Source organism: Sphingomonas trueperi (genome assembly GCF_040545965.1).
Classification (GTDB): Bacteria; Pseudomonadota; Alphaproteobacteria; order Sphingomonadales; family Sphingomonadaceae; genus Sphingomonas; species Sphingomonas trueperi_C.
Window position 1 is genome coordinate 26,475 of sequence record NZ_JBEPMV010000003.1, and the last position, 24,457, is coordinate 50,931.

Genomic DNA, 24,457 nt, shown 5'->3' on the forward strand with positions numbered 1-24,457 from the left:
TTCGTGATTTATGCTGCCTGCCGGCCCCGACCTGCCCCTCGCGAACGCGCCCCGAACCGTTGGAAGAACAGGATTACGAAAAGTGATTGAAGAAAAGGTAAACAGGAATTTGCATATCTGCGCAGCTCTCAGCCTCCGCAGAATCCCCGATTGCGGGAAAGTAAATTTTTCATTAACGAAATGACTTGCGCGGAACAGCGCAGAAATGGGAGCCAAAAAAATGACCTTCATCAACCTCTTCTTCCGTGATGGCGTCGGCGGCACCGAGATCCGCCCGCTCTGAATTCAATCCTTTGGACGCTGGCGGCGCGACGTCGCCGGCCGACATTAACCAGGAAAAAGGCCTGCCCCCGCAGGCCTTTTTCTTTTGTAGCCAACGCCCTGACGCTTTTGCTGCACTGCGGTGGGTTGCGGTCGCGGCAGGTTCGGTTAAGAGCCTTGGCTGACCGCTGGAAACAGCACTCTCGGCACAGGGGAAAATCGTGCGCATTGCGATGATCGGCACGGGCTATGTGGGCCTGGTATCTGGAGCCTGCTTCTCGGACTTCGGCCATGAAGTCATCTGCGTGGACAAGGACGCGCGCAAGATCGAGCTGCTCCACCAGAATGTGATGCCCATCTACGAACCGGGCCTCGACGCGCTGGTCGCCAGCAACGTCAAGGCGGGCCGCCTCTCGTTCACCACTGACCTCGCTGAAGGCGTGAAGGATGCCGATGCGGTGTTCATCGCGGTCGGCACGCCCAGCCGCCGCGGCGACGGTCATGCCGATCTCTCCTACGTCTTCGCCGCCGCGCGCGAGATCGCCGAGAACCTGACCAAGCCGAGCGTGATCGTCACCAAGTCGACCGTGCCGGTGGGTACCGGCGACGAGGTCGAGCGGATCATCGCCGAAGTCGCCCCGAACAGCGGCGCCAAGGTCGTGTCGAACCCCGAGTTCCTGCGTGAAGGCGCGGCGATCGAGGACTTCAAGCGTCCCGACCGTGTCGTCGTCGGCACCGACGACGAGTTCGCCCGCCAGGTGATGCGCGAAATCTACCGCCCGCTGTCGCTCAACCAGTCGGCCCCGGTGCTGTTCACCGGCCGCCGCACCAGCGAGCTGATCAAGTACGCCGCCAACGCCTTCCTCGCGGTGAAGATCACCTTCATCAACGAGATCGCGGACCTGTGCGAACAGGTCGGCGCGGACGTGCAGGAAGTGTCGCGCGGCATCGGCATGGACAACCGTATTGGCGGCAAGTTCCTCCACGCCGGCCCCGGCTATGGCGGCTCGTGCTTCCCCAAGGACACGCTGGCGCTGATGAAGACCGCGGCCGACAACGAGACGCCGCTGCGCATCGTCGAGGCGACGGTGCAGGTGAACGATGCCCGCAAGCGCGCGATGGGCCGCAAGGTCATCAAGGCAATGGGCGGCGACGTGCGCGGCAAGACCGTCGGCATCCTCGGTCTGACCTTCAAGCCGAACACCGACGACATGCGCGACGCGCCGAGCCTTTCGATCATCGCCGCGCTGCAGGATGCCGGCGCCACGGTGAAGGCATATGATCCGGAAGGCGTCGAGCAGGCGGCCAAGATGCTGACCGACGTCGAGTTCGTCGAGAACCCCTATGCGGCGGCCGAAGGCTCCGACGCGCTGGTGATCGTGACCGAGTGGGACGCGTTCCGCGCGCTCGACCTCACCCGCATCAAGAACAGCCTGAACAGCCCCGTGCTGGTCGACCTGCGCAACATCTATCCGCCGGCCGAGCTCGAGCGCGCCGGCCTGCAGTATACCGGCGTCGGCAAGCCGAGCCACGACTGATCCGCTGCCCGCCCCCGCCACCTGCGGCGGGGGCGGGTATGCCGCGCTAAACAATAACTAGATCGCGCGGGGCGCCTGGGCTTTTTACATCCCCTTCCATGCTGCAAACGAGCGCCATGGATTCCGCCACCGCATCGCCCGGCCCGCTGACCCATCTTCAGCGGCTCGAGGCGGAGAGCATCCACATCCTGCGCGAAGTCGTCGCCGAGGCCGAACGCCCGGTGATGCTCTATTCGATCGGCAAGGACAGCGCGGTGATGCTCCATCTCGCGCGCAAGGCCTTCTATCCGGCGCCCCCGCCCTTCCCGCTGCTCCATGTTGACACGACCTGGAAGTTCAAGGCGATGTACGAGCTGCGCGAGCGCTCAGCACAGAAGGCGGGCATGGAGTTGCTCGTCCACCAGAATCCCGACGCGATCGCGCGCGGGATCAACCCGTTCGATCATGGCGGCCTGCATACCGATCTGTGGAAGACCGAGGGTCTGAAGCAGGCGCTCGACAAATATGGTTTCGACGCGGCCTTTGGCGGCGCCCGGCGCGACGAGGAGAAGAGCCGCGCCAAGGAGCGCATCTTCAGCTTCCGCACCGCCAGCCACCGCTGGGACCCGAAGAACCAGCGCCCGGAACTGTGGCGGCTGTACAATGCCCGCAAGGCCAAGGGCGAGAGCATCCGCGTCTTCCCGCTCTCCAACTGGACCGAGCTCGACATCTGGCAGTACATCCTGGCCGAGAACATCGAGATCGTCCCGCTCTATTTCGCCGCCCCCCGCCCGACGGTGGAGCGCGACGGCATGCTGCTGATGGTCGATGACGAGCGCTTCCGGCTGAACCCCGGCGAAGCGCCGGTCGAACGCTCGATCCGTTTCCGCACGCTCGGCTGCTACCCGCTGACAGGCGCAGTGGAGAGCACGGCGGACACGCTGGAGACGGTGATCCAGGAAATGCTGCTCACCACCACCAGCGAGCGCCAGGGCCGCGCGATCGACCACGACCAGGCCGCCAGCATGGAGAAGAAGAAGCAGGAGGGGTATTTCTGATGACCGCCTATCGCCCCGACGCACTGATCGCTTCCGACATCTCCGCCTATCTCGAACTGCACCAGCACAAGTCGCTGCTGCGCTTCCTTACCTGCGGCTCGGTCGACGACGGCAAGTCGACGCTGATCGGCCGCCTGCTCTACGATTCGAAGCAAATCTTCGAGGACCAGCTCTCGGCGTTGGAGAGTGACTCGAAACGCGTCGGCACCCAGGGCCAGGCGATCGACTTCGCGCTGCTGGTCGACGGTCTCGCCGCCGAGCGCGAGCAGGGCATCACCATCGACGTCGCCTATCGCTTCTTCGCCACCGAGAAGCGCAAGTTCATCGTCGCCGATACGCCCGGCCACGAGCAATATACTCGCAACATGGTCACCGGCGCCTCGACCGCCGACCTAGCCGTAATCCTTATTGACGCGCGCAAGGGCGTGCTGACCCAGACCAAGCGCCACAGCTTCCTCGCGCATCTGCTCGGCATCCGGCACTTGGTGGTGGCGGTGAACAAGATGGACCTGGTCGACTATGACCAGGCCGTGTTCGAGCGCATCGTCGATGCCTATTCCGAGTTCGCCCAGTCGATCGGCATCCAGGATTTCACGCCGATCCCGATCTCAGGCTTCCAGGGCGACAACGTCACGACGCGCAGCGATGCGATGCCCTGGTTCACCGGCCCGGTGCTGCTCGATCACCTCGAAAGCGTCGAGGTCGATGCCGACATCGATCGCATCAAGCCCTTCCGCATGCCGGTGCAATGGGTCAACCGGCCGAACCTGGACTTTCGTGGCTTTGCCGGGATGATCGCCGGCGGCACCGTCCGGCCGGGCGATCCGGTGCGCATCCTGCCTTCGGGGCGGACCAGCACGGTTGCGCGGATCGTCGCGATGGGCGGCGACAGGGAGGTGGCCGTCGCCGGGGAGTCGGTAACCCTCACCTTCGCGGACGAAGTCGATTGCTCGCGCGGCGACGTGATCGCCACGGCAGACGCACCTCCGCAGGCCGCGGACCAATTCAAGGCGACATTGGTCTGGATGGACCCGGCCGAGCTGCTGCCCGGCCGCGCCTATTGGCTTAAGCTCGGCACCCAGACGGTCAGCGCGGTCATCCGCGCGCCCGAATACGCCATCGACGTCAACACCATGGCGCGCACCCCCGCCAAGACGCTGGCGTTGAACGACATCGGCGTCGCCGAGGTCGCCACCGATCGGGCGATCGTGTTCGAACCCTATGCCGAGAGCCACGATCTCGGCGGCTTCATCCTAATCGACAAGCTGACCAACGCCACGGTCGGCGCGGGCATGCTCGATTTCGCGCTGCGGCGTGCGCAGAACGTCCATTGGCAGGCGGTGGAGATCACCCGCGAGGCGCATGCCCAGCAAAAGGGCCAGCAGCCGCGCCTGCTGTGGTTCACCGGGCTGTCGGGTTCGGGCAAGTCGACCATCGCCAATCTGGTCGAGAAGAAGCTGCACGCGCTGGGCAAGCACAGCTTCCTGCTCGACGGCGACAATATCCGCCACGGGCTCAACCGCGACCTCGGCTTCAGCGATCAGGACCGGGTGGAAAATATCCGCCGCATCGGCGAGGTTGCCAAGCTGATGACAGATGCCGGCCTGATAGTGCTCACCGCCTTCATCTCCCCCTTCCGCGCGGAGCGGGCGATGGTGCGATCGCTGCTGCCCGCCGGCGAATTCTTCGAGATCTTCGTCGATACCCCGATCGAGGAGGCCGAGCGCCGCGACGTGAAGGGGCTCTACAAGAAGGCGCGGGCCGGCGAGATCTCCAATTTTACCGGCATCTCCAGCCCCTATGAGCCGCCGCTCGCGCCGGAGATCCGCATCGACACCACCCGCACGAGCCCCGAGGAAGCGGCCGAGCAGATCGTTGAGGCGATCATGGGCGTGTGGAGCCCGATGCTGTGAACGACGCCCAACTCGCCCATGCCATCGCCGAGGAAGCCGGCGCGCTGCTGCTCCGCATCCAGAGTGAGTGCGCAGGCGGCGCGCGCGGCGACGCGGAGGCCAATGCGCTGATCCTCGATATGCTGCGCGCGGCCCGACCTGACGACGCGATCCTCTCCGAGGAATCGGCTGACGATCCCGTTCGCCTGAGCCGTCGCCGGGTGTGGATCATCGACCCGCTCGACGGCACCCGCGAGTTTGCCGAGCGGCGCGAGGATTGGGCGGTGCATGTCGCACTCGCGATCGACGGCGCACCGGCGGTCGGCGCGGTCGCCCTGCCCCGGCTGGGCGTGACCCTCGCCAGCGACACCCCGCCCGCGCTTGCCACCCCGCAACAGCCCCCGCGCATGCTGGTCAGCCGCACCCGCGCCAGCCAGCTCTGCGCCGAGGTCGGCAGTTCGATCGGTGCGGTGCATGTCGGCATGGGCTCGGCGGGCGCCAAGGCGATGGCGGTGGTGCGCGGCGAGGCGGAGATCTATCTCCATTCGGGCGGCCAGCATCAGTGGGACAATTGCGCGCCGGTCGCAGTCGCGCTTGCGGCGGGCCTGCATGCCTCGCGCATCGACGGCAGCCCGATCGTCTACAACCAGGCGAGCACCAGCGTGCCCGATCTGCTGATCTGCCGCCGCGAATGGGCGGAGCCCGTGCTGGCGGCGGTGGCCGACTGCAATCGATTGGTTCGTTGAGAAAGCGTTACGGAGAAACCCGGATCGGACTCCCCCCGAATGGCCGGAGCAGGCCCGAGCGGCTATCTGGAGGGCACGCGAACGGCAGCGCTTCCCCCCGCTCCCTTCGCCAGTAACCGCGTATCGGCCAGCCCTGAACTGACGCAGGGCGCAGCCATTTTGGAACAAGTCGGCGTCCCACGACCGATCCCCCCAGTGGGGCGCCGACTTGTTTTCCGCGTACGAGAGTACTGCTTGCGCATGACAGGCCGGTCCGCTTCCCTCCCTTGGCGGACCGGCCTTTTTGTTCAGAACGCGTAGGACAGGTTGAGCATGTAGGTGCGGCCCACCTCGACATAGCCGCCCTTGCGATCCACCGAGAGCAGCGCCTTGCCGACCCCCGCCGTCGCCCAATAGCTGTGCGAGTCGAGCAGGTTCTGCACCGACACGCCCGCGGTGAGATGCCGGTTCACCGTGTAGCTGAGGATCGCGTTCATCGTGGAGACCGGCTGCACATAGGTATCCGGCTGTGACGAGCGCAGGTCGTACAGCTTGTTGCCGGTATAGGCGTAGTTCAGCGCGGCGTGGAACCCGCCATGCACCCAGAACAGCTCGGTGTTGAACATCACCTGCGGCGCCTGCGGCATGCGCTGGCGGCGATAGCCGTTGGAGACATACACCGTCGCATCCGCGCGCTGCAGCGTGACATTGCCCTGGAAGCCTAGGCCGTCGAGCATGCCCGGCAGACCCTTCAGGCTGTACCGCACGAACAGTTCCACGCCGTACACGCTGCCCTTGCCGCTAGTGTCGAGCGTGTCGATCTCGACGCCGTCGGGCGAGAGCTGGCTGTTCGGCGCATTCCACACATTGAGGTCGCCGGTCGCGTTGGTCGAGCCGGTCGAGAACATCACATGGTTCAGGCGCTTATAGTAGAGCGCCGCCGAGAACAGGTCGGTGCCCGCCCCCTTGTGCTCGATCGAGGTATCGACGTTCCACGCCTCCACCGCGTCGAGATTGGGGTTGGGCACGAAGATCGAGGTGATCTTGCCGCTGTCGTCGCGCGAGACGCTGGTCGGCCCGAGCAGCAGGTCGAACGCCGGGCGCGAATAGCTCTTGCGCACCGAGAAGCGGTACACGGTGGTCTCGCCCGGGCGGTAGGAGGCAACCAGGCTGGGCAGCCACTCGTCATAGCTGCGGGCGCTGGTGGTGAAGCCAGACGTCTTGCCATTGTCCTGCCAGTAGCGGCCCTGGAACCAGTTATGCTCGTAGCGCAGCCCCGGCGTGATCGTCAGTCCGCCGAACGCGAAGTTGGCGAGCACATAGGCGCTGGCGCGGTGCTCCTTGCCGTCGAGCCGGTTCTGTTCGAGCAGCACAGGATCGATGCTTGAAAGCTTGGCGAGCGACAGCTTCGCGTTCTGCGCCTCGATCCAAGCATGATCGGGGATGTAGAACGGCACCTGCACGTCGTTCATGAAGCCGTTTAGCCGCTTGCCCGGCACCGATGTGAGCTTGGTGATGTTCGGGTCGGTGGCGGTGAAGTCATATTCGAGCGCGCCGTCGTCGCCGAGGCTGTTCGAATAGCGTTTGGAGGCTTCGTACTTGCCGCCCGCCTGGATCGAGGAGAGCCCGCGGTCGCCGAACTTCCAGGTGCCGTCGAGCCGGCCCTCGAGCTTCGATTCCCACGAATCCTCGAACTGCGCCGTGGTGTAGGACTGGGCGAAATTATCGAGGTTAGTGATCGTGTTGCGGGCGTCGTCGGTCAGCACCACCTGTGGGTTGGTGCGATCGGCCAGGCCGGTGATCAGCTTGTAGGTCGCCGGGCCCGTCGCGTTGGTGCCGATATAGGTCGGGCTGCCCCACTTGGCCTGGATGCGCAGCGGATAGCTGGTCGCGCCGCGCGAATAGGCGCCGTTATAGTCGAGCGTCAGGTCGCCCAGCCGGCTTTCGCCGCCGATCTTGGTGCTGAACAGGCGCTGATTGCTGTGCTCGGTACGGAAATAGTTGGTGCCGCCCAGGCCGTACATTGCCAGATAGCCGGCCGCGTCATAGTTGGAGCCGAGCGGGTTGGACGGATTGGGGTTGGTCTGGCCCGCGGTGAGACCCACGCTGCGCGCGGCGGTCTGGTCCATCCAGTTCTTCAGGCGATACTCGCCATAGGTGGTGCGGGCGTAGACATCGGTGCTGTCGCCCTTCCATTCCAGGTTCACCGTGCCGCCGAAGCGCTCGATCTTGTTCTGGAAGATGTTCCACTCGACGCCGACCGGCACGGCATTGGCGAGGTTGTCGCGCACCGCGCCCGGCACATTGCCGTTGAGCTTGGTGTAATCCTTGTGGATCGCCACCGACTCGCTGAAGACGTTCTTCTTGCCGTAATAGCCCGAGGCATAGATCCCGAACTGGCCGAACTGCTGCGCAGTTTCGAGCGCGATCGTGCCGCCCCAGGGATCCTGGTCGCGCGCGGCGGCACGGCCGGCGATCTGGCCCTGCGCGCGGATCTGGAAATGGTGCGCGCCGAAATCGAAGGGCGAGGCAGTGCGCAGGTCGATCACGCCGGCGATGGCATCGCCGTCCTGCGCTGCGGTCGGCGCCTTGTCGACGCGGACTTCGGAAAGCGCGAAGGGCGACAGCAGGTTCATCGAGATGGCGCGGGTGCGCGCATCGGTCTGCGCCAGGCGAACGCCGTCGAGCTCATAGGCGTTGTACGCGGTGTCGAGGCCGCGGATCGAGAGATACTGCGCCTCGCCGGTCGAGGCAGCGTTGCGCGACTGGTCGACCGAGGAGCTGACGCCCGGCAAGCGGCTGAGCAGGTCGGCCAGGTTCTGCTGCGGCTGCGCGCGCAGCTCCTCGCCCGAGACGATGGTGACGAGCGAGGCGTTCTTCACCTGCTCGTCCTGCACCGTCTTGATCGCCGCGCGCTGGCCGGTGACGACGATCGTGTCGCCATCGCGCGTCTGGTCGTCATTGTCCGAGGCCGGGGTGTCCGACGCGGCGGCCGCGACGGTGTCCTCGCGCGGCGTTGCGGCCCATGCCTGGCCCTGTGCGATGAGTGCGACCATGCCCCCGCCCAGGAGCAGCGCGGTGCGCTTGTTCCAGTGTCCCATTTGGTTATGTCCTTCGCTGGATATTGGTGCCAGCCTGTTCCGGCTGGTCGCTGCTGCCGCTAGCCTTGCCCGGCGGCAATTCAGCGTAGCGTCCATGGCATTTTCAGTGCCTTGAGGTTACAGATTTGCTGCAGTGCAGCATAAATTGCGGAAAACGTGTAGATAATACCAATTATTAAATTGGTACTAGTTTCCGTCACACAGCTTTCATGCGGTCCGGGTAGCGTCGCCCGATGATCACGGTTCCTTTCGCGCGCACGGTCGCGCTTGTCGCACTTGCCGCACTTGGCTTGCTTCCAGCCCTCGCGCAGGCGACGACGCCCAAGCCCCCGCAGGTCGAGCGGCTGGTGCTGCTGATGCGCCACGGCGTGCGCGCGCCGCTCGATGGCGAGGTGCCCCCCGCCACGCGCACCGGCCAGCCCTGGCCGCACTGGAATGCGCCGGCCGAGCAGGTGACGCCGCACGGCGCCGCGGCGCTCCGCGCGCTCGCCAGGGCCGACCGGCGCTGGTTCGCCGCCGCCGGGCTGGTCGCCGCGAAGGGCTGCCCCGATCCTGCCGCGCTCCGGCTCTGGACCAACAGCTCGCCGCGCACGATCGCCAGCGGCGAGGCCTATGCGGCGGGCTTCGCGCCCGGTTGCGGGGTCACGGTGAGCCACAAGCCCGAAGGCGCCAACGATCCGATCTTCGAGCCGCTGGGCGCCTATCCAGCCGCATTCGACGCCAAACGCGCAGTGGATTCGATCCTCCGCTACACAGGCAGTGCCGAGGCGCTGACCCGGCGCCATGCCAAAGGGCTCACGCTGCTGAAGCAGGTGCTCGCCTGCCCGGCCGCACCGTGCAGCCCGGTGGAACCGTCTTCGGTCCGCGCCAGCGAGGACGGCCACGGGATCGACCTCAAGGGCCCGATCCGCGCCGCGTCCGGCACCGCGCAGGTGCTGATGCTGCAATATCTCGAGGGCATGCCGCTCGCGCAGGTGGGCTGGGGCCGAGCGACTCCCGCGCGGCTCGAAGCGCTGGGCGCAGTCCATGGCGCACTGTTCGACGTGTTCAGCCGCCCGCCCTACATGGCCGCCTTCCAGATGGCGCCGACGGTCGACCGCATCACCCAGGACCTAACCGCCGTCACCGCGCCCAAGATCGACATGCTGATCGGCCACGACACCAATGTCGCGGCACTGGCGGCGGTGCTGGGCGTACCGGTCAAGGCGCCCGGGTTCGCGACCAATGATCCGTCCCCGGGCGGCGGCATCGCCATCGCGCTCATTCGCGCACCGAACGGCCGGCAGGCGGTGCGCCTCTGGTACCGCAGCCAGAGCGCCACCGACATGCGCGCCGCGCGCGATCGGACGGTCTGGGCCCCGCTGCGGCTCGCAGGCTGCGACGAGGGCATCGAGCATCGCTGCCCACTGCCGCAGTTCCTGAAGCGGCTAGAGACGGCGACGGCGCCTGCGCGGGGGTGAATGGAAAGTGTCCGCTCACTACCCAGAAGTAGACATTCCCAGGCCGCTCCCGAGCCCGCCCCCTGCTCCAGGTGACAGTGACCCGACCTTACAAACCCAGCCTCACGCCGCCCGCGAGTACGCCATCGCCTGATAGCTCGCGAACAGCTCCTCGAAATGCTGGTCCATCGTCCGCGTCGACGGCGCGTCGGCGGTCGCGCGCATGCGGTGGAACATCGGAGTAGTGTCGACGAAGTGGGTCAGCGCATCGCGCAGGGACACTGGGTCGGCCGCCCGGTACAGCATCCCCTGCCCCTCGACGAACTGGTCCGCCGCGCCGCCCTCGTCGGGTACGATCAGCGGCAGGCCGCTCGCGCGCGCCTCGGCCGCTACCATGCAGAAGGTCTCCGCCTCGCAGCCATGGACCAGCGCGTCCGAGCTCGCCAGCACGCGGGCGAGCTGCTGGCGGTTGCTGGTCGGCTCGAACAGCTGGGCATGCGGGTTGCGCCCGATCGCGGTGATCACCTTCGAGCGCGCGGTGCCGGTGCCGATCAGGATCAGCCCCATGGGGTGCCGCCCCGCCGCCGCCTCGGCCGCCTCGATCACCATCGGCCAGCGCTTCTCCGCTGCCAGCCGGCCGACGCCGATAAGCAGCGTCGCCTCGGGCCCCAGCCCGCAGCTGGCGAGCAACTCCGCACGCAGCGATTCGTCGCGCAGGGTCGGGCTGAAATAGCCCGGCTCGACGCCCATCGGGATCGTCACCACCTTGGTGAGACCGCCTTCGGTCAGCCGCCGGGCAAGGTCGCGCCCCGCCGTCACCACCTGGTCGAAGCCGTCGTCCAGCCGGCGGAGATGCTGCCAGAAGGAGGAGAAGCCCTTGTCGATCGTCTCGCGGTTGGCGATCGTACCGAACCAGCGATAGGCATAGGCCGCCAGCGGATCGGCGTGCATCACCAGCGAACGTGCCGCCGAACCCTGCCAGCGCGCTACCATCGAGGCGCTGCGCCAGGGCGAGGAGGCCTCGACGAAATCGGGCCGCCAGCGATTGAGCGCGGCGTGCAGCGCAGGCTCGTCGTCGAAATAGCGGTAGCGGCGGTCGAGCGGCAGCAGCGGCGCCGGGATCGTCGCGAGGATTGCGCCGTCGCGCTCCTCGAGGATCTCCTCGCGCTCACCGGGGGCGAGGATGACGATCTCGTGCCCCAGCTTGGCGCCGAGCTCCATCTTGCGACGGACATAGGTTTTCACGCCGCCGCCATAGGGGCTGTAGAAGGCGCAGACGTCGAGGATGCGCATCAATGCGTCTCCAGCAATTCGCTATATTGGCCGAAGCGGCCGCCCTTGGTGAGCGCCCCGAGCGTCTTGTCGATGCTCGTGAGCAAGGCCGGCACGGTAACGTCCCCCGGATGCACGCCGAGCCGCATCGCCGGGCGGCGCGGGAGCAACGTGCGGGCGAGCGCGGCGACGGTGAGCGACGAGGCGATCCGGCTCTTGCTGCGGCTGGCCCAGGTAATCACCGGCCCCTTGGCGAGCACGCGGTCCTGCTGCTGGGGCGCCCAGACGCGGAAATGGTCCTCGGCCAATGCGAAGCCGAGGTCGCGCAACGCCTCGCGGGCACCGTCGCCGTACAGCCAGGCCGGCGCGATGAAGCCGGTGACCGGGCGGCCGATAATGTCCTCCACCAGCGCCCGGCCGCGCGTCATACGATCGCGCGCGGTGGCGTAATCGAGACCGAGGAATTCGCCCTCGCCCGCGGTCATGTGCTTGGCCATGAAGCGCGCGCTGGCCGAGGCGTGTTCGGACACGTCCTTGTGGAACCAGCCGTGCAGGAACATCTCGATGCCCGAATCGGCCCAGGCGCGCAGCCGCGTCGCAAACGGGCTGCCGGCGACGAGCGGCGCCGAGCCCCAATGGTCCGGCACGACCAGCATCGCATAGCGGGGCGCGCCGATATGCCGCAGGAACAGCTCGGAAAGCTGGTCCACCGCACCCTCGGAACGGGGCCCGACATCGTGGATCGATGCGAGCAGGCTGGGGCCTCGGGGCCCTTGGGGGCGGGTGGTTGCGGTCATCCTATCGTTCTTTGCTGCGGGTGCGAGCGATATAGACCGCCGGAACAGGGCGGCAAGCGGGCCGAAATCGGACTTTTTGTAACGCAGTGACGTCAAAGCATCAAACGTCGCCGTGGTGGGCAATCCGCACCATGGCGGCGAGAAATACGATCGGCCGCCGTCCGGAGACGGTAGTTCGCCGAGCTTCTTGGTGGTTTACCCGGTGCTGACGCGCGTGTCCCTACATACCCCGGCATCGGCCACCCCCTGCCGCGGGCCGATGGCGCCGCCTCGCCGGAACGGGAATTCTTGGAGACATTCCAGAGCTTTGGAGTCTGCAATGTCTGCCACCTATACCAGCCTGACCGCCCCTACCCGCTTTCTCGCAGCGGAGAACGGCATCCGCTATGCCTATCGGCGCTACGGCAAGGCGGGCGGCACGCCCCTCATGCTACTGCCGCGCTTCCGCGGCGACCTCGATACCTGGGATTCGGCGCTGCTCGATGCGCTCGCGGCCGAGCGCGAACTGATCCTCGTCAACAATCGTGGCGTCAGCAGCACCAGCGGAACCACGCCCGCGACCATCTTCGAGATGGCGCGCGACCTGCTCGCCTTTATCGACGCGCTGGACATCACGCATATCGACCTGCTCGGCTTCTCGCTCGGCGGCTTCGTCGCGCAGGAAGTGGCACTGATCCGGCCCGATCTCGTCCGCCGGCTGATCCTCGCCGCGACCGGACCGCAGGGCGGCCCGAACATGCATGGCTGGCGCAAGGACATCGCCGACGCCGTCCGCAAGGACGAACCCGGTGCCGCGGAGTTGCTCTACACCTTCTTCAAGCCCACCGCGACCAGCCAGGCGGCAGGCAGGGAATATCTGGGCCGCTTCCTCGCCCGCACCGAGGATCGCGACGTGGCGAGCAGCCTGCAGACCCGCGATGCCCATTACGACGCGGTGTGCGCCTGGGGCGTCGCCGATCATGCTAAGCTGCAGCGGCTGCAGAGCATCCGCCAGCCGACCTTCGTCGCCAATGGCGATGCCGATGCAATGATCCCGCCCAGCCTCTCGCACCTGATGGGCGGCCTGATTCCGCAAGCCCAGGTGAAGATCTACCCCGATGCCGGCCATGGCTTCCTGTTCCAGCACCATGGTGAATTTGCGCGCGACGTGAACGCCTTCCTCTCCGCCTGAAGGACATTCCATGATGACGACGACTAACACCACCACGCCGACCCTGGAGACCATCACGGTCGATGGCATTCGCATCCGCCTGCGCAGGGGCGGAGGCACCGAGGGCACGCCGCTGTTTCTTACCGCCCCCTATCCGCAAAGCGTCCGCGCCTTCGACAGGGCGTGGGCCGCGCTGGCGCCGCTTGGGCCCATCGTCGCCGTCGACCTACCGGGCTTCGGCCTGTCCGATCAGAGCGAGGCCCTGATGTCGCCCCAGGCGATGGGCGACTTCCTGCCTCTGCTGCTCGACGGACTCGGGCTGGAGCGGGTGCATGCGATCGTGCCCGATGTCGGCACGCTGGCGGCGCTGTTCGCCGCTGCGCGGCACCCCGACCGCTTCGAGAGCATCGTCGGCGGCAGCGGCGGCGTCGCCCTGCCGCTGCTCGGCGAGCCGCTGCGCCAGATCGTCGAGAGCAGCCACGCGGATTTCGCAGGCGTCGACGGCGGCGAGCAGGTGGTGGGCCTGATCCGCTTGACCGCACGCGTGCCGATCGAAGAGGAGGTACTGGAAGACTATCGCCAGTCCTCGGCGGGCAGCCGCTGGAACGACGCCGCGGCGTTCGTCCGCGCCTATGCCCGCGACCTGCCCCGCCTCGGCAAGATACTCGGGGGCATCGAGACGCCGGTGCTCGTCATCTCGGGCAAGGACGACCCGTTCGTGCCGACCTCGAACGGCGACTTCCTGGCGGAGCGGCTGCCGCATTGCGTGCACGAGGTGGTGGATAGCGGCCACTTCGTCTGGGAGGATGCGGCGCCCCGCTATGCCGACCTCATCGTTAACTGGGTGCACTCGGTCTACCGTCAGGCCTGAGACGCCAAGGCCGGGCGCACCGCTTTGCGGCTGCGCCCGGCTCCTTTTCCGGACTGCATCGGGCCTTCCGCGCCCGAGCCGAGGCTGCACCAGCGCCCCTGCCGGCGTACGGGGCTTGCAATACCTTCAAGAATGCAGCCACCAGCGGATCACCGTAGCGACGATACCAAGGGCGGAGACGCTGAGAGCCCAGATCAGCACCATCCAACCCAGCCGCTGCCACAGCGGCGCGAGCGGCCGGGCGGGCATCAATGATACCCCTCGGTCACGGTCTTCCCTCGGAAGACGTAATAGGCCCAGCCGGTATAGCCGAGGATCAGCGGGAGGATGAACACCGCGCCCACCAGCATGAAGATCTGGCTGCTCTGCGGCGCGGCGGTGTCCCAGATCGTCAACGCGCGCGGCACGACATAGGGGAACATGCTGATCCCCAGGCCGATGAAGCCGAGGCCGAACATCCCCAGCGCCACCAAGAAGGGCAGTCGCTCGCGGGCCCGCTTCAGACTCCAGAAGAACAGGACGGTGACGATGGCGGTGGCGAGCGGCACCTGCGCGGTGAACAGCACACCCGGCATCCGGAGCCAGCGGTGCCAATAGTCGATCGCCAGGAACGGCGTGGCGAGGCTCACCGCGGCCATGGCGATGATGGTCAGGATGCCGAGCCGGAAGGCCATGCGACGCGCCTGGTCCTGCACCTGCCCATGCGTCTTGCCGATCAGCCAGCTCGCCGCCAGCATGGCATAGCCAGCGAGCAGCGAGACGCCGGTCAGCAGGCTGAAGGGGGTCAGCCAGTCGAAGCTGCCACCGGCATAGGCGCGGCCGACGACATGGATCCCCTGCAGCACCGCGCCCAGCATCACCCCCTGCGCGAAGGTGGCAACGACGGAGCCGATGCAGAAGGCAAGGTCCCAGGCCGGCCGGTGCCGTGGGTCGCGCCAGCGATATTCGAACGCGACGCCGCGAAAGACCAGGCCGAGCAGCATCGCGATCACCAGCGGGTAGGTGGCCGGCAGGATCACCGCATAGGCGAGCGGAAAGGCGGCCATCAGCCCGCCCCCGCCCATCACCAGCCAGGTCTCGTTGCCGTCCCACACCGGCGCGATCGAGTTCATCGCCTGGTCGCGCTCCGCCCCAACCTTCAGCGTGGGGAAGAGGATGCCGATGCCCAGGTCGAACCCGTCCATCACGACATAGGCGAAGATGGCGAAGGCGATGATGCACGCCCAGACGGTGGCGAGATCGGGATTAGTGAGCATCGCCGCTGACTCCTTCGAACGCGGGTGCGGGGGTGATGCCGGCGGCGCGCTGCGGGATCGCTGCCGGCTCGGTCTCGTGCGGCGCGGGTGGCTTGGCCATCAGGCGCAGCAGGTAATAGGTGCCCGACCCGAACACGATGAAATAGACGATGACGAAGCTGGCGAGCGACGCCGCCACCGCCGATGCCTGCAACGGCGAATGCGACTGCGCCGTCCGCAGGAAGCCATAGACGGTGAAGGGCTGCCGCCCGACCTCCGTCGTCACCCAGCCGGCGATCACTCCGACGAAGCCGGTCGGCCCCATCAGCACCGCCAGGCGGTGAAGCCAGGGCGCATCGTACAGCTTGCGGCGGACGCGCATCGCCAGCCCGAACAGCGCCAGCCCCAGCATCGCGAAGCCCAGGCCGACCATGATGCGGAAGCTGAAGAACACGATCGGGACCGGCGGAATGCGATCGTCGGGCACGCTGTCCAGCCCGCCCAGCGGCGCGTTGGGATCATGCATGAGGATCAGCGACGACATCTTCGGGATCTGGATCGCATAGTCGATCCGCTTGGCGGCCGGATCGGGGATGCCGAACAGGATCAGCGGGGCGCCGTGCGGGTGGCTTTCATAATGCCCCTCCATCGCCATGATCTTCACCGGCTGATGCTCGAGCGTGTTGAGCCCATGCGCGTCGCCGGCGAGGATCTGAGCCGGGGCAGAGATCGCCACCATCCACATCGCCATCGAGAACATCTTGCGCGCGCCGACATTGCTGCGGTCGCGCAGCAGGTGCCAGCCGCCCACCCCCGCCACCACCAGCGACGTGGTGAGATAGGCCGCAATCACGACATGGACGACGCGATAGGGAAAGCTGGGATTGAAGATAATCGGCAGCCAGGAACCGGCGGGCACGAACTGGCCCTTGTCGCTGATGACGAAGCCCGCCGGCGTCTGCATCCAGCTGTTGGTGCTGACGATCCAGGTGGCGGAAATCAACGTGCCCGTCGCCACCATCAGGGTGGCGAAAAAGTGCAGCTTCGGCCCCACCTTGTTGATGCCGAACAGCATCACGCCGAGGAACCCAGCCTCGAGGAAGAAGGCGGTCATCACCTCATAGGCCATCAGCGGCCCCACGATCGGCCCCGCCTTGTCCGAGAAGACCGACCAGTTGGTGCCGAACTGATAGGCCATCACCAGCCCAGAGACGACGCCCATGCCGAACGCCACCGCGAAGATCTTCAGCCAGTAGCGGTAGAGATTGGCGTACACGCCGCGCCCGGTCTTCAGCCACAGCGCCTCCAGCACCATTAGGAAGCTGGCCGTGCCGATCGAGAAGGCCGGGAAGATGAAATGGAACGACACCGTGAACGCGAACTGGGCGCGCGCGAGGAGAAGGGCTTCGTCTCCCATGGCAGGAAACCTCCCGGATTGAGTTGCAGCCTGCCGAGGCAGGCGGAGGGTCGGTCGAACCGCTAGACGAGCGCGATTTTTCGGGTCACGTCGGGCGTGGTAAGCGCATCGAGCAATCGCAGCGCACGCTCCAGCCGGTCGCGTGGCGTTGATCCGCCGATGGAAATTCTGAGCGCTGGCGGAGCACTGCTCGGGTCTACCGCGAAGGCGTCGCCCGCCACCACGGCCAGGCCCTGCGGCCTCAGGGCGTTGACGATCTCCGCCGCATTGGCGCCGTCCGGAAGCGGCATCCAGAGGTGGTAGCCGTCGTCCTGCGACTGGAAGCCGCCGGGGCGCAGCACCGCGCGGGCGATCGCCTGCCGCGCGCGGGCCTCTTCCCGCACGGCCGCCCGCAGCGTGTCGAAACTCCCGCCATGCAGCCAGTCGGCGACCACGGCGACGTTGAGCGGCGGCGCCATCACCGCGGTCTCGTGCAGATCGGCGGCGAGCCGCCATGCCGCCGCGATGTCGGGCGCCGCGATCCAGGCGACGCGCAGGCCGGGCGACAGGATCTTGGAGACGCTCGCGATATGCCAGCACCGCTCCGGCACCAGCGCGGCGAGCGGCGGCAGCGACTCCGCGGGAAGCAGCCCATAGGCATCGTCCTCGATCAGCTTCAGCGCGTGGCGGCGGACGACGGCCGCCAGCGCCTCGCGTCGGGCCAGGCCCATCGTCGCGGTGGTCGGGTTGTCGTTGGTGGGGACGACATAGACCGCCGCAACGCCCTCCATGCAGGCTTCCGCCAGCGCCTCGGGCACCAGCCCCTCGCCGTCGCTCGCGATCACCCGCAGCGCCAAGCCATAGCGCCGCGCGACCGCGAGCAACCCCGGATAGACGAACGCGCCCACCGCCAGCACGTCGCCGGGTCGCAGCTCGGTGCTGATCACCGCGTGCAGCGCGTGCTGCCCGCCCGCGCTGACCAGCACGGTATCTTCCTGGGCCGGGATGCCGCGACCCTGCAGCAGGGCGGCGCCCGCCGCACGCGCCAGCGGCATGCCGCCGCGGGGCTGATAGTGGAACGGCGCAGGCCCGTCCGCGCGGCCGAGCAGGTTCGCCGCCGAGCTGGCGAACGCCTTTTCCAGCTGGCGGTCCGCGGCTTCGGGCGGTGCATTCATCCCGGCATCGGCCGGCTCGGTATAGGGAATGCCGCTGGGCTCGGCGGCCTTGTTGCGCACGAAGCTGCCGCGGCGACCATCGCCTTCGATCAGTTCCAGCCGCTGCGCCTCGCCATAGGCGCGGGTGATGGTGGTGAGGTCCACGCCCAGTGCCTCGGCCAGCATTCGCTGCGGCGGCAGCCGGTCGCCCGGTTGCAACGTCCCCGCCTCAATGTCGCGCGCGATCGCCTCGGCGATGGCGAGGTACTTCGGACCCAGAGTTCCGGCGATGTCGGGTTTCCAGCCTTGCATGGTTCGAGGCCTAGCCGATCCCATACAAAATTACAGACGTTCTGCGCATGCCCTGCCCCTCAATCCCGGTGCTGCGCAAAGCCGTCGCGGCCGCGCAGCGCGGCGCGGGCGACGTCACCGCGATCATGATAGGCGAGCATCGCCTCGCAAGGCTCCGCATCCCAGAAGTCCGGATCGGCATAGCAGTGCAGTGCCCGTTCGAGCAGCGCGACCCGGCCGCTCGCCCGCTGGACCGCGAGCAGCGCCGTCCGCACCTCCAGGAAATCGTCGCCCTGCCCGCGCGCGACCATATCGGCCTCGGCCAGCCGCCCCATGTCGACGAGCACCGCTGCGGCAGCAGCGCGCGCGGCCTCGATCTGTGCGAAAGGCGAGGCCATGGCGATCACCCCTCGAACAGGTCGCTGCCGGCGGCGCGGCCGTCGAGCCGGTTCCACAGCCGCTCGGTGCCCGCCTCGCGGGCGCGGTTCACATATTGGGAGGCGACCAGCCAGCCCTTGATCGGCCGCAGCGGCAACAGGCTGCCCAGCACCATCAGCGGCAGCGAGGTGAACAGGTGGATCCACAAGGGCGGATCGAACGCCACCTGCACCCACACCACCACGAAGGTGAGCGGAAAGACGACGATGCAAAGCGAGAAGAAGGCGGGGCCGTCGTCCGGCGAGGCGAAGCGATAGTCGAGCCGGCATGCCTCGCACTTGTCGACCACTTTCAGCCAGGACCGGAACATCCGCCCCTTGCCGCAGCGCGGGCACAGCCCCTTCCATCCGCTTTTCAGGATCCACGGAAACGCTGCCTTGGTCGGTTCGGTCATGACCCACACTCCTGAGTCGCTGCATTCGGATGCTAGATAGGCGCGGCATCACCCATACACAATCCGTATGAACCGCATTTTGTATGGTCAATGTATGCCTATGCCTCATCGGTGAACTCGAAGGAACTGTATGGCCAAGGCCTGATGTGCGGCACCCCTACGCCCGTAGGCCCGCAGACGGTATGGGTGGGGCAGCACCCAACAGGTAGCGTTCGATACGGCCGTATAGAGCAGGCTGACGCGCGGCCTGCCCTACCCTCGCATGGCACGCGCCCGGCCCTCCGCGACCGATCAGCTCGGCGGAAATCGGCGGCGCAGCACCCATGATCCAACAGGGAGAGCGACATGAAGAACACATCATTGCCCCGGCTGCTGGCATCCGCCACGGCCCTGCTTGCCGGGCTGGCGGCGCCGAGCCTCGCCGCCGCGCAGCAGACGCCCTACGACCAGATCAACGCCGCCGCCGCGTCGTCGGAGATCACCACGACCCCGCTACGCGGCGGCGTGGTGCTGCTCCAGGGCTCCGGCGGCAACATGGTCGCGATGCCGGGACCGGACGGGCTGCTGATGGTCGATGACGGCATCGCGCTGTCCAAGGCCAAGGTAGAAGCGAAACTGCACGACATCCAGCCGAGCGGCATCAAGTACGCGGTCAACACGCACTGGCACTGGGACCATACCGACGGCAATGTCTGGGTCCACGATGCCGGTGCGATGATCATCGCCCAGGCGAACACCGCCAAGCATCTCGGCCAGACGATCCGCGTCGTCGAATGGGGCCACACCTTCGCGCCGCTGCCCGCGGGCGGCCGTGCCGCCATGCTGGTCGCCACGGAGAAGATGCTCCCCTACGGCACCGACGTCCTGCGCCTGCGGGCCTATATGCCGTCGCACACCGATGGCGACCTCTCGGCCTATTTCACCAAGGCCGATGTGCTGCTGACCGGCGACACCTATTGGAACGGTCTCTATCCGTTCATCGACTATGTCGCGGGCGGCAGCATCGACGGCATGATCGCGGCCGCCAACGCCAATATCGCGATGGCGGGCGAGAACACGATCGTGGTCCCCGGCCACGGGCCGCTCGGCACCCGCGCGACACTGGTCGAATATCGCGACATGCTGGTGGCGATCCGCGCCAACGTCGCCGCACTGAAGCAGCAGGGCAAGACGCTGGAGGAGACCATCGCCGCCCAGCCGACCGCCCAGTTCGATGCGAAATGGGGCCAGATGATCATCAGCCCCGCCCTGTTCACGACGCTGGTCTATCGCGGCGTGTAAAACAGCGAGGCCGCCACGCCCGACGCGCGGCGGCCCTTTCGTGGGTCAGCCCGCGTGCTCGATCAGTGCCAGCAGCTTCGCGTCGAGCATCGCGGTGATGCGATCGAGCGCTTCCGAATGTCCGCGCCCGATCAGGGTCGACGGACGCACCAGGGCGATCCGGGTCTGCGCCGGCCCCACCTCGTCGATCAGCAGTTCGACCGGGGCAAACAGGCCGGCGACCCGATCCTCGGCGATCATCGTCTCCGCGATCAGCGGGTTGCCGACAAACCAGCGCTCCAGTCGGCCTTCATGACCGAACAGCCTGAGCCAGGTGCCGTGATCGATCACCCCCAGGACCACGAAGCCGCTCGCGCCCAGCCGCGCCTGCACGGCGCTGCCGAACGCGGCATGATCGGCGGCTTCGGCGGCGAGGACGTTGACCTCGTCCGCGCTCAGGCGGCCCAGTTGGGCCGAGAGGCGCGCGACGACGGTATCGAAGCTTGCAGGCACCGTACGATGGAGCTTCTCGCCTTCGAACGGCTCGATCGCGAAGCCTTCGGTGGCGAGGTTGGGGACGAGATCGTTTTGCATGGCAACATGCCTTTCCAAGATGTCCAAGCGGTGCGTCAGCGGGCGCGTGGGGCGCCCCAATAGCCTTCCGGCGCGAACGAGGCGGGCGCTGCCGCGCGGCGGGCGAGCAGCACCCGCGCGGTATCCGCGATCACGAGCCAGGCGCCGGCGAGCAGCGCGACGTCCTTCAGCACCAGCCGGCCAGCGTCGGAGAGATAGGGAAAGCCGTGCTGCGCATCGCCGAGGGCGGGCACCCAGGCCTCGGGCGTGGTCACCAGGAAGGACAGGGTCACGAACGGCGTACAGAAGGCAAGGATCGCCCCCACCAGCCCTACCCGCGCCGAGACCAGCCCGGCCAGCGTGAGGAAGCCGATGATCAGCTCCACCGTGCCGAGGCCGCGCGAGAAGCTGTAGGTACGATTCTGCACCTGCCATTCGCGCTTGGCGACGTTCAGCTCCCCCTCATGGGTGAAGTGCGGCTTGTAGGCCGCGGGGTCCTTGTAGAAGAACGACATCACCGGACTGTTCGCCACGAACGGCGTGATGCTGTCCGCCTCATAGGGCACGAACTTGAGCGCGCCGATCCACAGGAAGATGATGGCGATGGCGATCTTCATGCCGGCAATGCCGATGCGGTTGGAGTTGCCGCTGGCGGCAAGGCGCAGGATCTGATCGAATTGCATGCTATTGCTCCTCAGTTGCGGAGAAAATTGAGTGTAATCAGGGGTGCGCGGCCGGATGCGCGGCCTTCCAGGCCATCGCGTTCTCCAGCCGGTGACGGATGCTCGGATGCTCGTAGAACAGGATTTCCTCGAGCCGCCCCGGTGACGGCGCACGATAGTCGACGGTCTTGAGCAGCGCGCGGGCGGCACCGTCCGGCTCGCGGGCGTGCTCCAGCCCATAGCGATCAGCATCGAGCTCCACGGTGCGCAGCGCGGTGTTGATCAGCGGGGTGGTGAGAAAAATGAAGGTGGAGAAGATCACCACCAGCACCGGCAGGCCGGCGGGATCGGCGAGGCTGCGGTCGCCCGCCCCCAGCAGGCGCGCGATCGGCGCGAACAGCCGGTCGATCACCAGCAGCGCGACGGCGACCAGCACGGTCATGAACAAGGTCAGCCACAGCAGGTGCTGGTGCTTGTAGTGGCCGATCTCGTGGCCAACCACGGCGCTGAGCGCGGCGGTGTCGACCGGTGTCGCGACCATCCCCTCGCCCAGCACGATGCGGGCGAAGCTGCCCAGCCCGTCGACGCGGGCGGTATAGCTGGGGCCGTCGCCGCCATGCGCGATCACGGTCTGCTCGGCCGGGGTGCCGGTCTCGTGCGCGATCGCCACGACCGTCTCGCGGACCGGGCCTTGCGGCAGCGGCGTGAACTTCTGGAACACCGGGCCGAGCAGCACCGGCTGGAGCACGATTGCCGCGAAAAGGGCGATCGCCGAGATGCCGGTCCCCCAGAGCCACCAGCGCCGCCCGGTCTTGCGGATCAGCAGGTAGAGCAGCACCAGGAAAATGCCGCCCGAGATCGCCGAGACAATCGCGCTGATCAGCGACTGGGCGAACCAGGCGTCGCCCGCGATGCTGGTGATGCCGTAGCTGCGCTCCCGCCACCAATCGGCATAGGCGCTCCATGGCAGGAGCAGCAGCCAGTGGAGCAGGAAGAAGGTGGCCGCCACCGCAAACACCGCGCGGTTCTTGCGGTCCTTCTCGCCTGCTGCCTTGGCGGCGATGCGGCGCATCAGCCCGGTGCGCAGGATCACGATCGGCACGAGGATCGAGAACAGCCACCCCCACAGCACCAGCCAATGGCCGCCTTGCGTATAGGCGGTGGCCAGCGCCGCGCGGGCGGCGGGAATGGTCGCGAGATACTGATCGGTTGCGCTTGCCGGGTCCATCGAAAGATCGCCTTCGGGGAAGAGAAAGGCGGCGGGGCGCGCCCGCCGCCGGAGGATGTCAGGCGCCGACCGGGATCGGGTTCTCGACCAGCGACTGGTTGAAGGCATCGAAGAAGGCGTGTTCGCCCGAGCCCGGATTGTCGCGCAGCATCTGGATCGCATCGACGAACACTTCCGGTGCATCCCCGCCCAGCTTCGACATCGTCTCGGCGATGAAGGCGTCGAGCGGCATCGCACGCGGGTCGCCGCTCTTGTGGATCAGATCGGTATCGACCCAGGGCGGCGCGATTTCCTGTACCTGCACCTTGGTGTCGCGCAGCTGGAAGCGCTGCGACAGGGTGTAGGAATGCAGCGCCGCCTTCAGCGCCGAATAGACGCCGTTGGTCGCGATCGGCACATAGGCCAGCACCGAGGTGTTGTTGAGGATCGCCGCATAGGGCTTGGTCTTCAGATGCTCGATCAGCGCCGAGGTCATGCGGATCGGGCCGAGGAAGTTTGTGGTGTAGATCCGGTCGACCAGTTCGTCCGCGACCGGCGCGCCGGGATCGTCGAACGGCATGATGCCGGCATTGTTGATCAGCACGTTGAGGTCCGGGTGCTCGGCCAGCAGCTGCTTCGCGGCGGCCTGGATGCTCGCCGGATCGGTGATGTCGAGGGCGACGCCCGCCATGCCGGGATTGGCGGCGACGATCTCGTCGATCAGCGCTTGGCGTCGGCCCGACACGATCACCTTGTTGCCCAGCTTGTGGAACGCCTCGGCCAGCGCACGGCCGATGCCGGAGGTGGAGCCGGTGATGAAGATGGTATTGCCCTGCATCTGCATGGGATTGGTCCTTCTACTTGGATTTGAAGCTGAAAATTCGTGTCAGGCGAGCGCGGCGGCGCGGTAGCGCGGGGCCGGCTGGGCATGGGCGAGGTCCGCGGCGATGGCGCGGCGCTCGGCGTCGTGCGCTTCCCAGCGGCCGTCCTGCTGGAGCGGCGGAATGGTGACAAGTTCGCCCAGGTCGAAGCCGGCCAGCGCGGCATCGACCATGTCGGTCGCGGCCATCACCTTGGGGCTCTCGGCATAGGCGCCGAAGCCGGCGATGTTCCAGAACTCGGTCGCCGTGCCGCCCGGCAGCACCGCCTGGACGCGCACGCCCTTGTCGGCCAGTTCGTGGTGCAGGCTCTGCGAGAAGGCGAGGACATAGGCCTTGCTGCCGCCATAGACGCCGTTGAGGATTTCCGGGCCGATCGCGACGATCGACGAGATGTTGATCACCGCTCCCGCGCCGCGTGCCACGAAGCCGGGCACCGCGGCATAGGTCAGCCGGGTCAGCGCGGTGACGTTGAGGTCGATCATCGCTTCCATCTTGTCGATGTCGCTGCCGAGCAGCGGCGTGACCGAGCCGAAGCCGGCATTGTTCACCAGCAGCGTGATGCTCGCATTGTCGCGCAGGATCGCCTCGACGCGGCGCAGGTCCTTGGGGGCGCCCAGATCGGCCGCGACGACGTTGATCGAGCGACCGGTTTCGTCGGTGATCTTGCGGGCGACGTCCTGCAGCCGCTCCTGGTTGCGGGCGACGAGGATCAGGTCATAGCCGCGCCGTGCCAGCCGGTCCGCATAGATCGCGCCGATGCCGCTCGATGCGCCGGTGATGACGGCAGTGCCCTTGGAATTCGTGCTCATGTTCAATCTCCCTTGGAAGGCCGCGTTGGCCATGGCGCTGTTCTAGGCTTGTCGTTCTCCGTCCGAAATGTCAT

23 protein-coding genes are annotated in these 24,457 nt (G+C 67.0%); 8 read left to right on the forward strand and 15 right to left on the reverse strand.

Going from position 1 to position 24,457, the window contains the following annotated elements; genetic code table 11:
• Nucleotides 1-172: 172 nt before the first annotated feature.
• Nucleotides 173-490: a hypothetical protein gene (locus ABIC35_RS07760; protein ID WP_147425849.1), complete on the reverse strand. Its 318-nt coding sequence runs from the start codon at nt 488-490 to the stop codon at nt 173-175.
• Between ABIC35_RS07760 and ABIC35_RS07765 the strand changes: the two genes are divergently transcribed.
• The 4 genes from ABIC35_RS07765 (at nt 483) to ABIC35_RS07780 (ending at nt 5,474) form a co-directional block, all read left to right on the forward strand.
• Nucleotides 483-1,799, forward strand: coding sequence for a UDP-glucose dehydrogenase family protein (locus tag ABIC35_RS07765; protein WP_121075640.1), 1,317 nt, complete (start codon nt 483-485; stop codon nt 1,797-1,799). The two genes, ABIC35_RS07760 and ABIC35_RS07765, sit on opposite strands and share 8 nt — an antisense overlap.
• 116 nt (nt 1,800-1,915) lie before the next feature.
• Nucleotides 1,916-2,836: a sulfate adenylyltransferase subunit CysD gene (cysD, locus tag ABIC35_RS07770; RefSeq protein ID WP_121075637.1), complete on the forward strand. Its 921-nt coding sequence runs from the start codon at nt 1,916-1,918 to the stop codon at nt 2,834-2,836.
• Nucleotides 2,836-4,749 carry a sulfate adenylyltransferase subunit CysN gene (cysN, locus tag ABIC35_RS07775; protein WP_121075634.1) on the forward strand — a complete coding sequence of 638 codons (1,914 nt, stop codon included), beginning with the start codon at nt 2,836-2,838 and terminating at the stop codon, nt 4,747-4,749. Before cysD ends, cysN begins: the two co-directional genes overlap by 1 nt.
• The gene (locus ABIC35_RS07780) at nt 4,746-5,474 is read left to right on the forward strand and encodes a 3'(2'),5'-bisphosphate nucleotidase CysQ (protein ID WP_354278391.1); all 729 of its coding nucleotides are present in this window, start codon (nt 4,746-4,748) and stop codon (nt 5,472-5,474) included. The genes cysN and ABIC35_RS07780 overlap by 4 nt, the downstream gene beginning before the upstream one ends.
• Before the next feature lie 287 nt (nt 5,475-5,761).
• Here ABIC35_RS07780 and ABIC35_RS07785 read toward each other — a convergent pair whose 3' ends face one another.
• On the reverse strand, nt 5,762-8,554 hold the full coding sequence (locus ABIC35_RS07785; RefSeq protein WP_121075628.1) for a TonB-dependent receptor: 2,793 nt from the start codon (nt 8,552-8,554) through the stop codon (nt 5,762-5,764).
• A 233-nt stretch (nt 8,555-8,787) separates the two neighbouring features.
• Between ABIC35_RS07785 and ABIC35_RS07790 the strand changes: the two genes are divergently transcribed.
• Entirely contained in the window at nt 8,788-10,014 is a 1,227-nt protein-coding gene (locus tag ABIC35_RS07790) for a histidine-type phosphatase (RefSeq protein ID WP_121075625.1), read from the forward strand.
• Between the two features lie 102 nt (nt 10,015-10,116).
• Here ABIC35_RS07790 and ABIC35_RS07795 read toward each other — a convergent pair whose 3' ends face one another.
• Nucleotides 10,117-11,286, reverse strand: a complete 1,170-nt coding sequence (locus ABIC35_RS07795; protein ID WP_121075622.1) for a glycosyltransferase — start codon at nt 11,284-11,286, stop codon at nt 10,117-10,119.
• The gene (locus tag ABIC35_RS07800; protein WP_121075619.1) at nt 11,286-12,062 is read right to left on the reverse strand and encodes a DUF2334 domain-containing protein; all 777 of its coding nucleotides are present in this window, start codon (nt 12,060-12,062) and stop codon (nt 11,286-11,288) included. Before ABIC35_RS07800 ends, ABIC35_RS07795 begins: the two co-directional genes overlap by 1 nt.
• 319 nt (nt 12,063-12,381) lie before the next feature.
• Here ABIC35_RS07800 and ABIC35_RS07805 point away from each other — a divergent pair, with 319 nt between their 5' ends.
• Together ABIC35_RS07805 and ABIC35_RS07810 are read left to right on the forward strand one after the other, a co-directional pair.
• Nucleotides 12,382-13,233, forward strand: a complete 852-nt coding sequence (locus ABIC35_RS07805; protein ID WP_121075616.1) for an alpha/beta fold hydrolase — start codon at nt 12,382-12,384, stop codon at nt 13,231-13,233.
• A gap of 10 nt (nt 13,234-13,243) precedes the next feature.
• The gene (locus ABIC35_RS07810; protein ID WP_220667342.1) at nt 13,244-14,083 is read left to right on the forward strand and encodes an alpha/beta fold hydrolase; all 840 of its coding nucleotides are present in this window, start codon (nt 13,244-13,246) and stop codon (nt 14,081-14,083) included.
• 126 nt (nt 14,084-14,209) lie between these two features.
• On the opposite strand, the gene ABIC35_RS07815 is transcribed toward ABIC35_RS07810, so the two are convergent.
• The 6 genes from ABIC35_RS07815 to ABIC35_RS07840 all read right to left on the reverse strand — a co-directional run bounded on the left by ABIC35_RS07815 (nt 14,210) and on the right by ABIC35_RS07840 (nt 18,991).
• Nucleotides 14,210-14,332 (reverse strand): DUF2474 domain-containing protein, encoded by a 123-nt coding sequence (locus ABIC35_RS07815; protein ID WP_121075613.1) that lies wholly within the window; start codon nt 14,330-14,332, stop codon nt 14,210-14,212.
• Nucleotides 14,332-15,339, reverse strand: coding sequence for a cytochrome d ubiquinol oxidase subunit II (cydB, locus tag ABIC35_RS07820; RefSeq protein WP_121075610.1), 1,008 nt, complete (start codon nt 15,337-15,339; stop codon nt 14,332-14,334). The genes ABIC35_RS07815 and cydB overlap by 1 nt, the downstream gene beginning before the upstream one ends.
• Nucleotides 15,329-16,735, reverse strand: coding sequence for a cytochrome ubiquinol oxidase subunit I (locus tag ABIC35_RS07825; protein ID WP_121075606.1), 1,407 nt, complete (start codon nt 16,733-16,735; stop codon nt 15,329-15,331). The genes cydB and ABIC35_RS07825 overlap by 11 nt, the downstream gene beginning before the upstream one ends.
• 62 nt (nt 16,736-16,797) lie before the next feature.
• Nucleotides 16,798-18,180: a PLP-dependent aminotransferase family protein gene (locus tag ABIC35_RS07830; RefSeq protein WP_121075603.1), complete on the reverse strand. Its 1,383-nt coding sequence runs from the start codon at nt 18,178-18,180 to the stop codon at nt 16,798-16,800.
• A gap of 59 nt (nt 18,181-18,239) precedes the next feature.
• Nucleotides 18,240-18,557, reverse strand: a complete 318-nt coding sequence (locus ABIC35_RS07835) for a hypothetical protein (protein WP_147425848.1) — start codon at nt 18,555-18,557, stop codon at nt 18,240-18,242.
• 5 nt (nt 18,558-18,562) lie between these two features.
• Nucleotides 18,563-18,991: a DUF983 domain-containing protein gene (locus tag ABIC35_RS07840; protein ID WP_121075597.1), complete on the reverse strand. Its 429-nt coding sequence runs from the start codon at nt 18,989-18,991 to the stop codon at nt 18,563-18,565.
• Nucleotides 18,992-19,336: 345 nt separating this feature from the next.
• On the opposite strand from ABIC35_RS07840, the gene ABIC35_RS07845 reads away from it, so the two are divergent.
• The gene (locus ABIC35_RS07845; RefSeq protein WP_121075594.1) at nt 19,337-20,272 is read left to right on the forward strand and encodes an MBL fold metallo-hydrolase; all 936 of its coding nucleotides are present in this window, start codon (nt 19,337-19,339) and stop codon (nt 20,270-20,272) included.
• A gap of 45 nt (nt 20,273-20,317) precedes the next feature.
• Here ABIC35_RS07845 and ABIC35_RS07850 read toward each other — a convergent pair whose 3' ends face one another.
• The 5 genes from ABIC35_RS07850 to ABIC35_RS07870 are packed head-to-tail and all read right to left on the reverse strand — an operon-like array spanning nt 20,318 to nt 24,383.
• Nucleotides 20,318-20,845, reverse strand: a complete 528-nt coding sequence (locus ABIC35_RS07850) for a DUF302 domain-containing protein (protein WP_121075591.1) — start codon at nt 20,843-20,845, stop codon at nt 20,318-20,320.
• A 35-nt stretch (nt 20,846-20,880) separates the two neighbouring features.
• The gene (gene rclC / locus ABIC35_RS07855) at nt 20,881-21,507 is read right to left on the reverse strand and encodes a reactive chlorine resistance membrane protein RclC (RefSeq protein WP_121075588.1); all 627 of its coding nucleotides are present in this window, start codon (nt 21,505-21,507) and stop codon (nt 20,881-20,883) included.
• A gap of 37 nt (nt 21,508-21,544) precedes the next feature.
• Nucleotides 21,545-22,714 (reverse strand): M48 family metalloprotease, encoded by a 1,170-nt coding sequence (locus ABIC35_RS07860; protein ID WP_183049350.1) that lies wholly within the window; start codon nt 22,712-22,714, stop codon nt 21,545-21,547.
• A 58-nt stretch (nt 22,715-22,772) separates the two neighbouring features.
• Nucleotides 22,773-23,537 carry an SDR family oxidoreductase gene (locus ABIC35_RS07865; RefSeq protein WP_121075576.1) on the reverse strand — a complete coding sequence of 255 codons (765 nt, stop codon included), beginning with the start codon at nt 23,535-23,537 and terminating at the stop codon, nt 22,773-22,775.
• Nucleotides 23,538-23,579: 42 nt separating this feature from the next.
• Nucleotides 23,580-24,383: an SDR family NAD(P)-dependent oxidoreductase gene (locus ABIC35_RS07870; protein WP_121075573.1), complete on the reverse strand. Its 804-nt coding sequence runs from the start codon at nt 24,381-24,383 to the stop codon at nt 23,580-23,582.
• Nucleotides 24,384-24,457 lie beyond the last annotated feature (74 nt).

Coding starts and splice junctions, on each gene's coding strand:
- ABIC35_RS07810 (WP_220667342.1), top strand. CDS start 13,244: ATGATGACGACGACTAACACCACCACGCCGACCCTGGAGACCATCACG.
- ABIC35_RS07760 (WP_147425849.1), bottom strand. CDS start 490: ATGCGCACGATTTTCCCCTGTGCCGAGAGTGCTGTTTCCAGCGGTCAG.
- ABIC35_RS07865 (WP_121075576.1), bottom strand. CDS start 23,537: ATGCAGATGCAGGGCAATACCATCTTCATCACCGGCTCCACCTCCGGC.
- ABIC35_RS07790 (WP_121075625.1), top strand. CDS start 8,788: ATGATCACGGTTCCTTTCGCGCGCACGGTCGCGCTTGTCGCACTTGCC.
- ABIC35_RS07815 (WP_121075613.1), bottom strand. CDS start 14,332: ATGCCCGCCCGGCCGCTCGCGCCGCTGTGGCAGCGGCTGGGTTGGATG.
- cysD (WP_121075637.1), top strand. CDS start 1,916: ATGGATTCCGCCACCGCATCGCCCGGCCCGCTGACCCATCTTCAGCGG.
- ABIC35_RS07785 (WP_121075628.1), bottom strand. CDS start 8,554: ATGGGACACTGGAACAAGCGCACCGCGCTGCTCCTGGGCGGGGGCATG.
- ABIC35_RS07850 (WP_121075591.1), bottom strand. CDS start 20,845: ATGCAAAACGATCTCGTCCCCAACCTCGCCACCGAAGGCTTCGCGATC.
- rclC (WP_121075588.1), bottom strand. CDS start 21,507: ATGCAATTCGATCAGATCCTGCGCCTTGCCGCCAGCGGCAACTCCAAC.
- ABIC35_RS07870 (WP_121075573.1), bottom strand. CDS start 24,383: ATGAGCACGAATTCCAAGGGCACTGCCGTCATCACCGGCGCATCGAGC.
- ABIC35_RS07825 (WP_121075606.1), bottom strand. CDS start 16,735: ATGGGAGACGAAGCCCTTCTCCTCGCGCGCGCCCAGTTCGCGTTCACG.
- cydB (WP_121075610.1), bottom strand. CDS start 15,339: ATGCTCACTAATCCCGATCTCGCCACCGTCTGGGCGTGCATCATCGCC.
- ABIC35_RS07795 (WP_121075622.1), bottom strand. CDS start 11,286: ATGCGCATCCTCGACGTCTGCGCCTTCTACAGCCCCTATGGCGGCGGC.
- ABIC35_RS07800 (WP_121075619.1), bottom strand. CDS start 12,062: ATGACCGCAACCACCCGCCCCCAAGGGCCCCGAGGCCCCAGCCTGCTC.
- ABIC35_RS07805 (WP_121075616.1), top strand. CDS start 12,382: ATGTCTGCCACCTATACCAGCCTGACCGCCCCTACCCGCTTTCTCGCA.
- ABIC35_RS07840 (WP_121075597.1), bottom strand. CDS start 18,991: ATGACCGAACCGACCAAGGCAGCGTTTCCGTGGATCCTGAAAAGCGGA.
- ABIC35_RS07860 (WP_183049350.1), bottom strand. CDS start 22,714: ATGGACCCGGCAAGCGCAACCGATCAGTATCTCGCGACCATTCCCGCC.
- cysN (WP_121075634.1), top strand. CDS start 2,836: ATGACCGCCTATCGCCCCGACGCACTGATCGCTTCCGACATCTCCGCC.
- ABIC35_RS07830 (WP_121075603.1), bottom strand. CDS start 18,180: ATGCAAGGCTGGAAACCCGACATCGCCGGAACTCTGGGTCCGAAGTAC.
- ABIC35_RS07845 (WP_121075594.1), top strand. CDS start 19,337: ATGAAGAACACATCATTGCCCCGGCTGCTGGCATCCGCCACGGCCCTG.
- ABIC35_RS07835 (WP_147425848.1), bottom strand. CDS start 18,557: ATGGCCTCGCCTTTCGCACAGATCGAGGCCGCGCGCGCTGCTGCCGCA.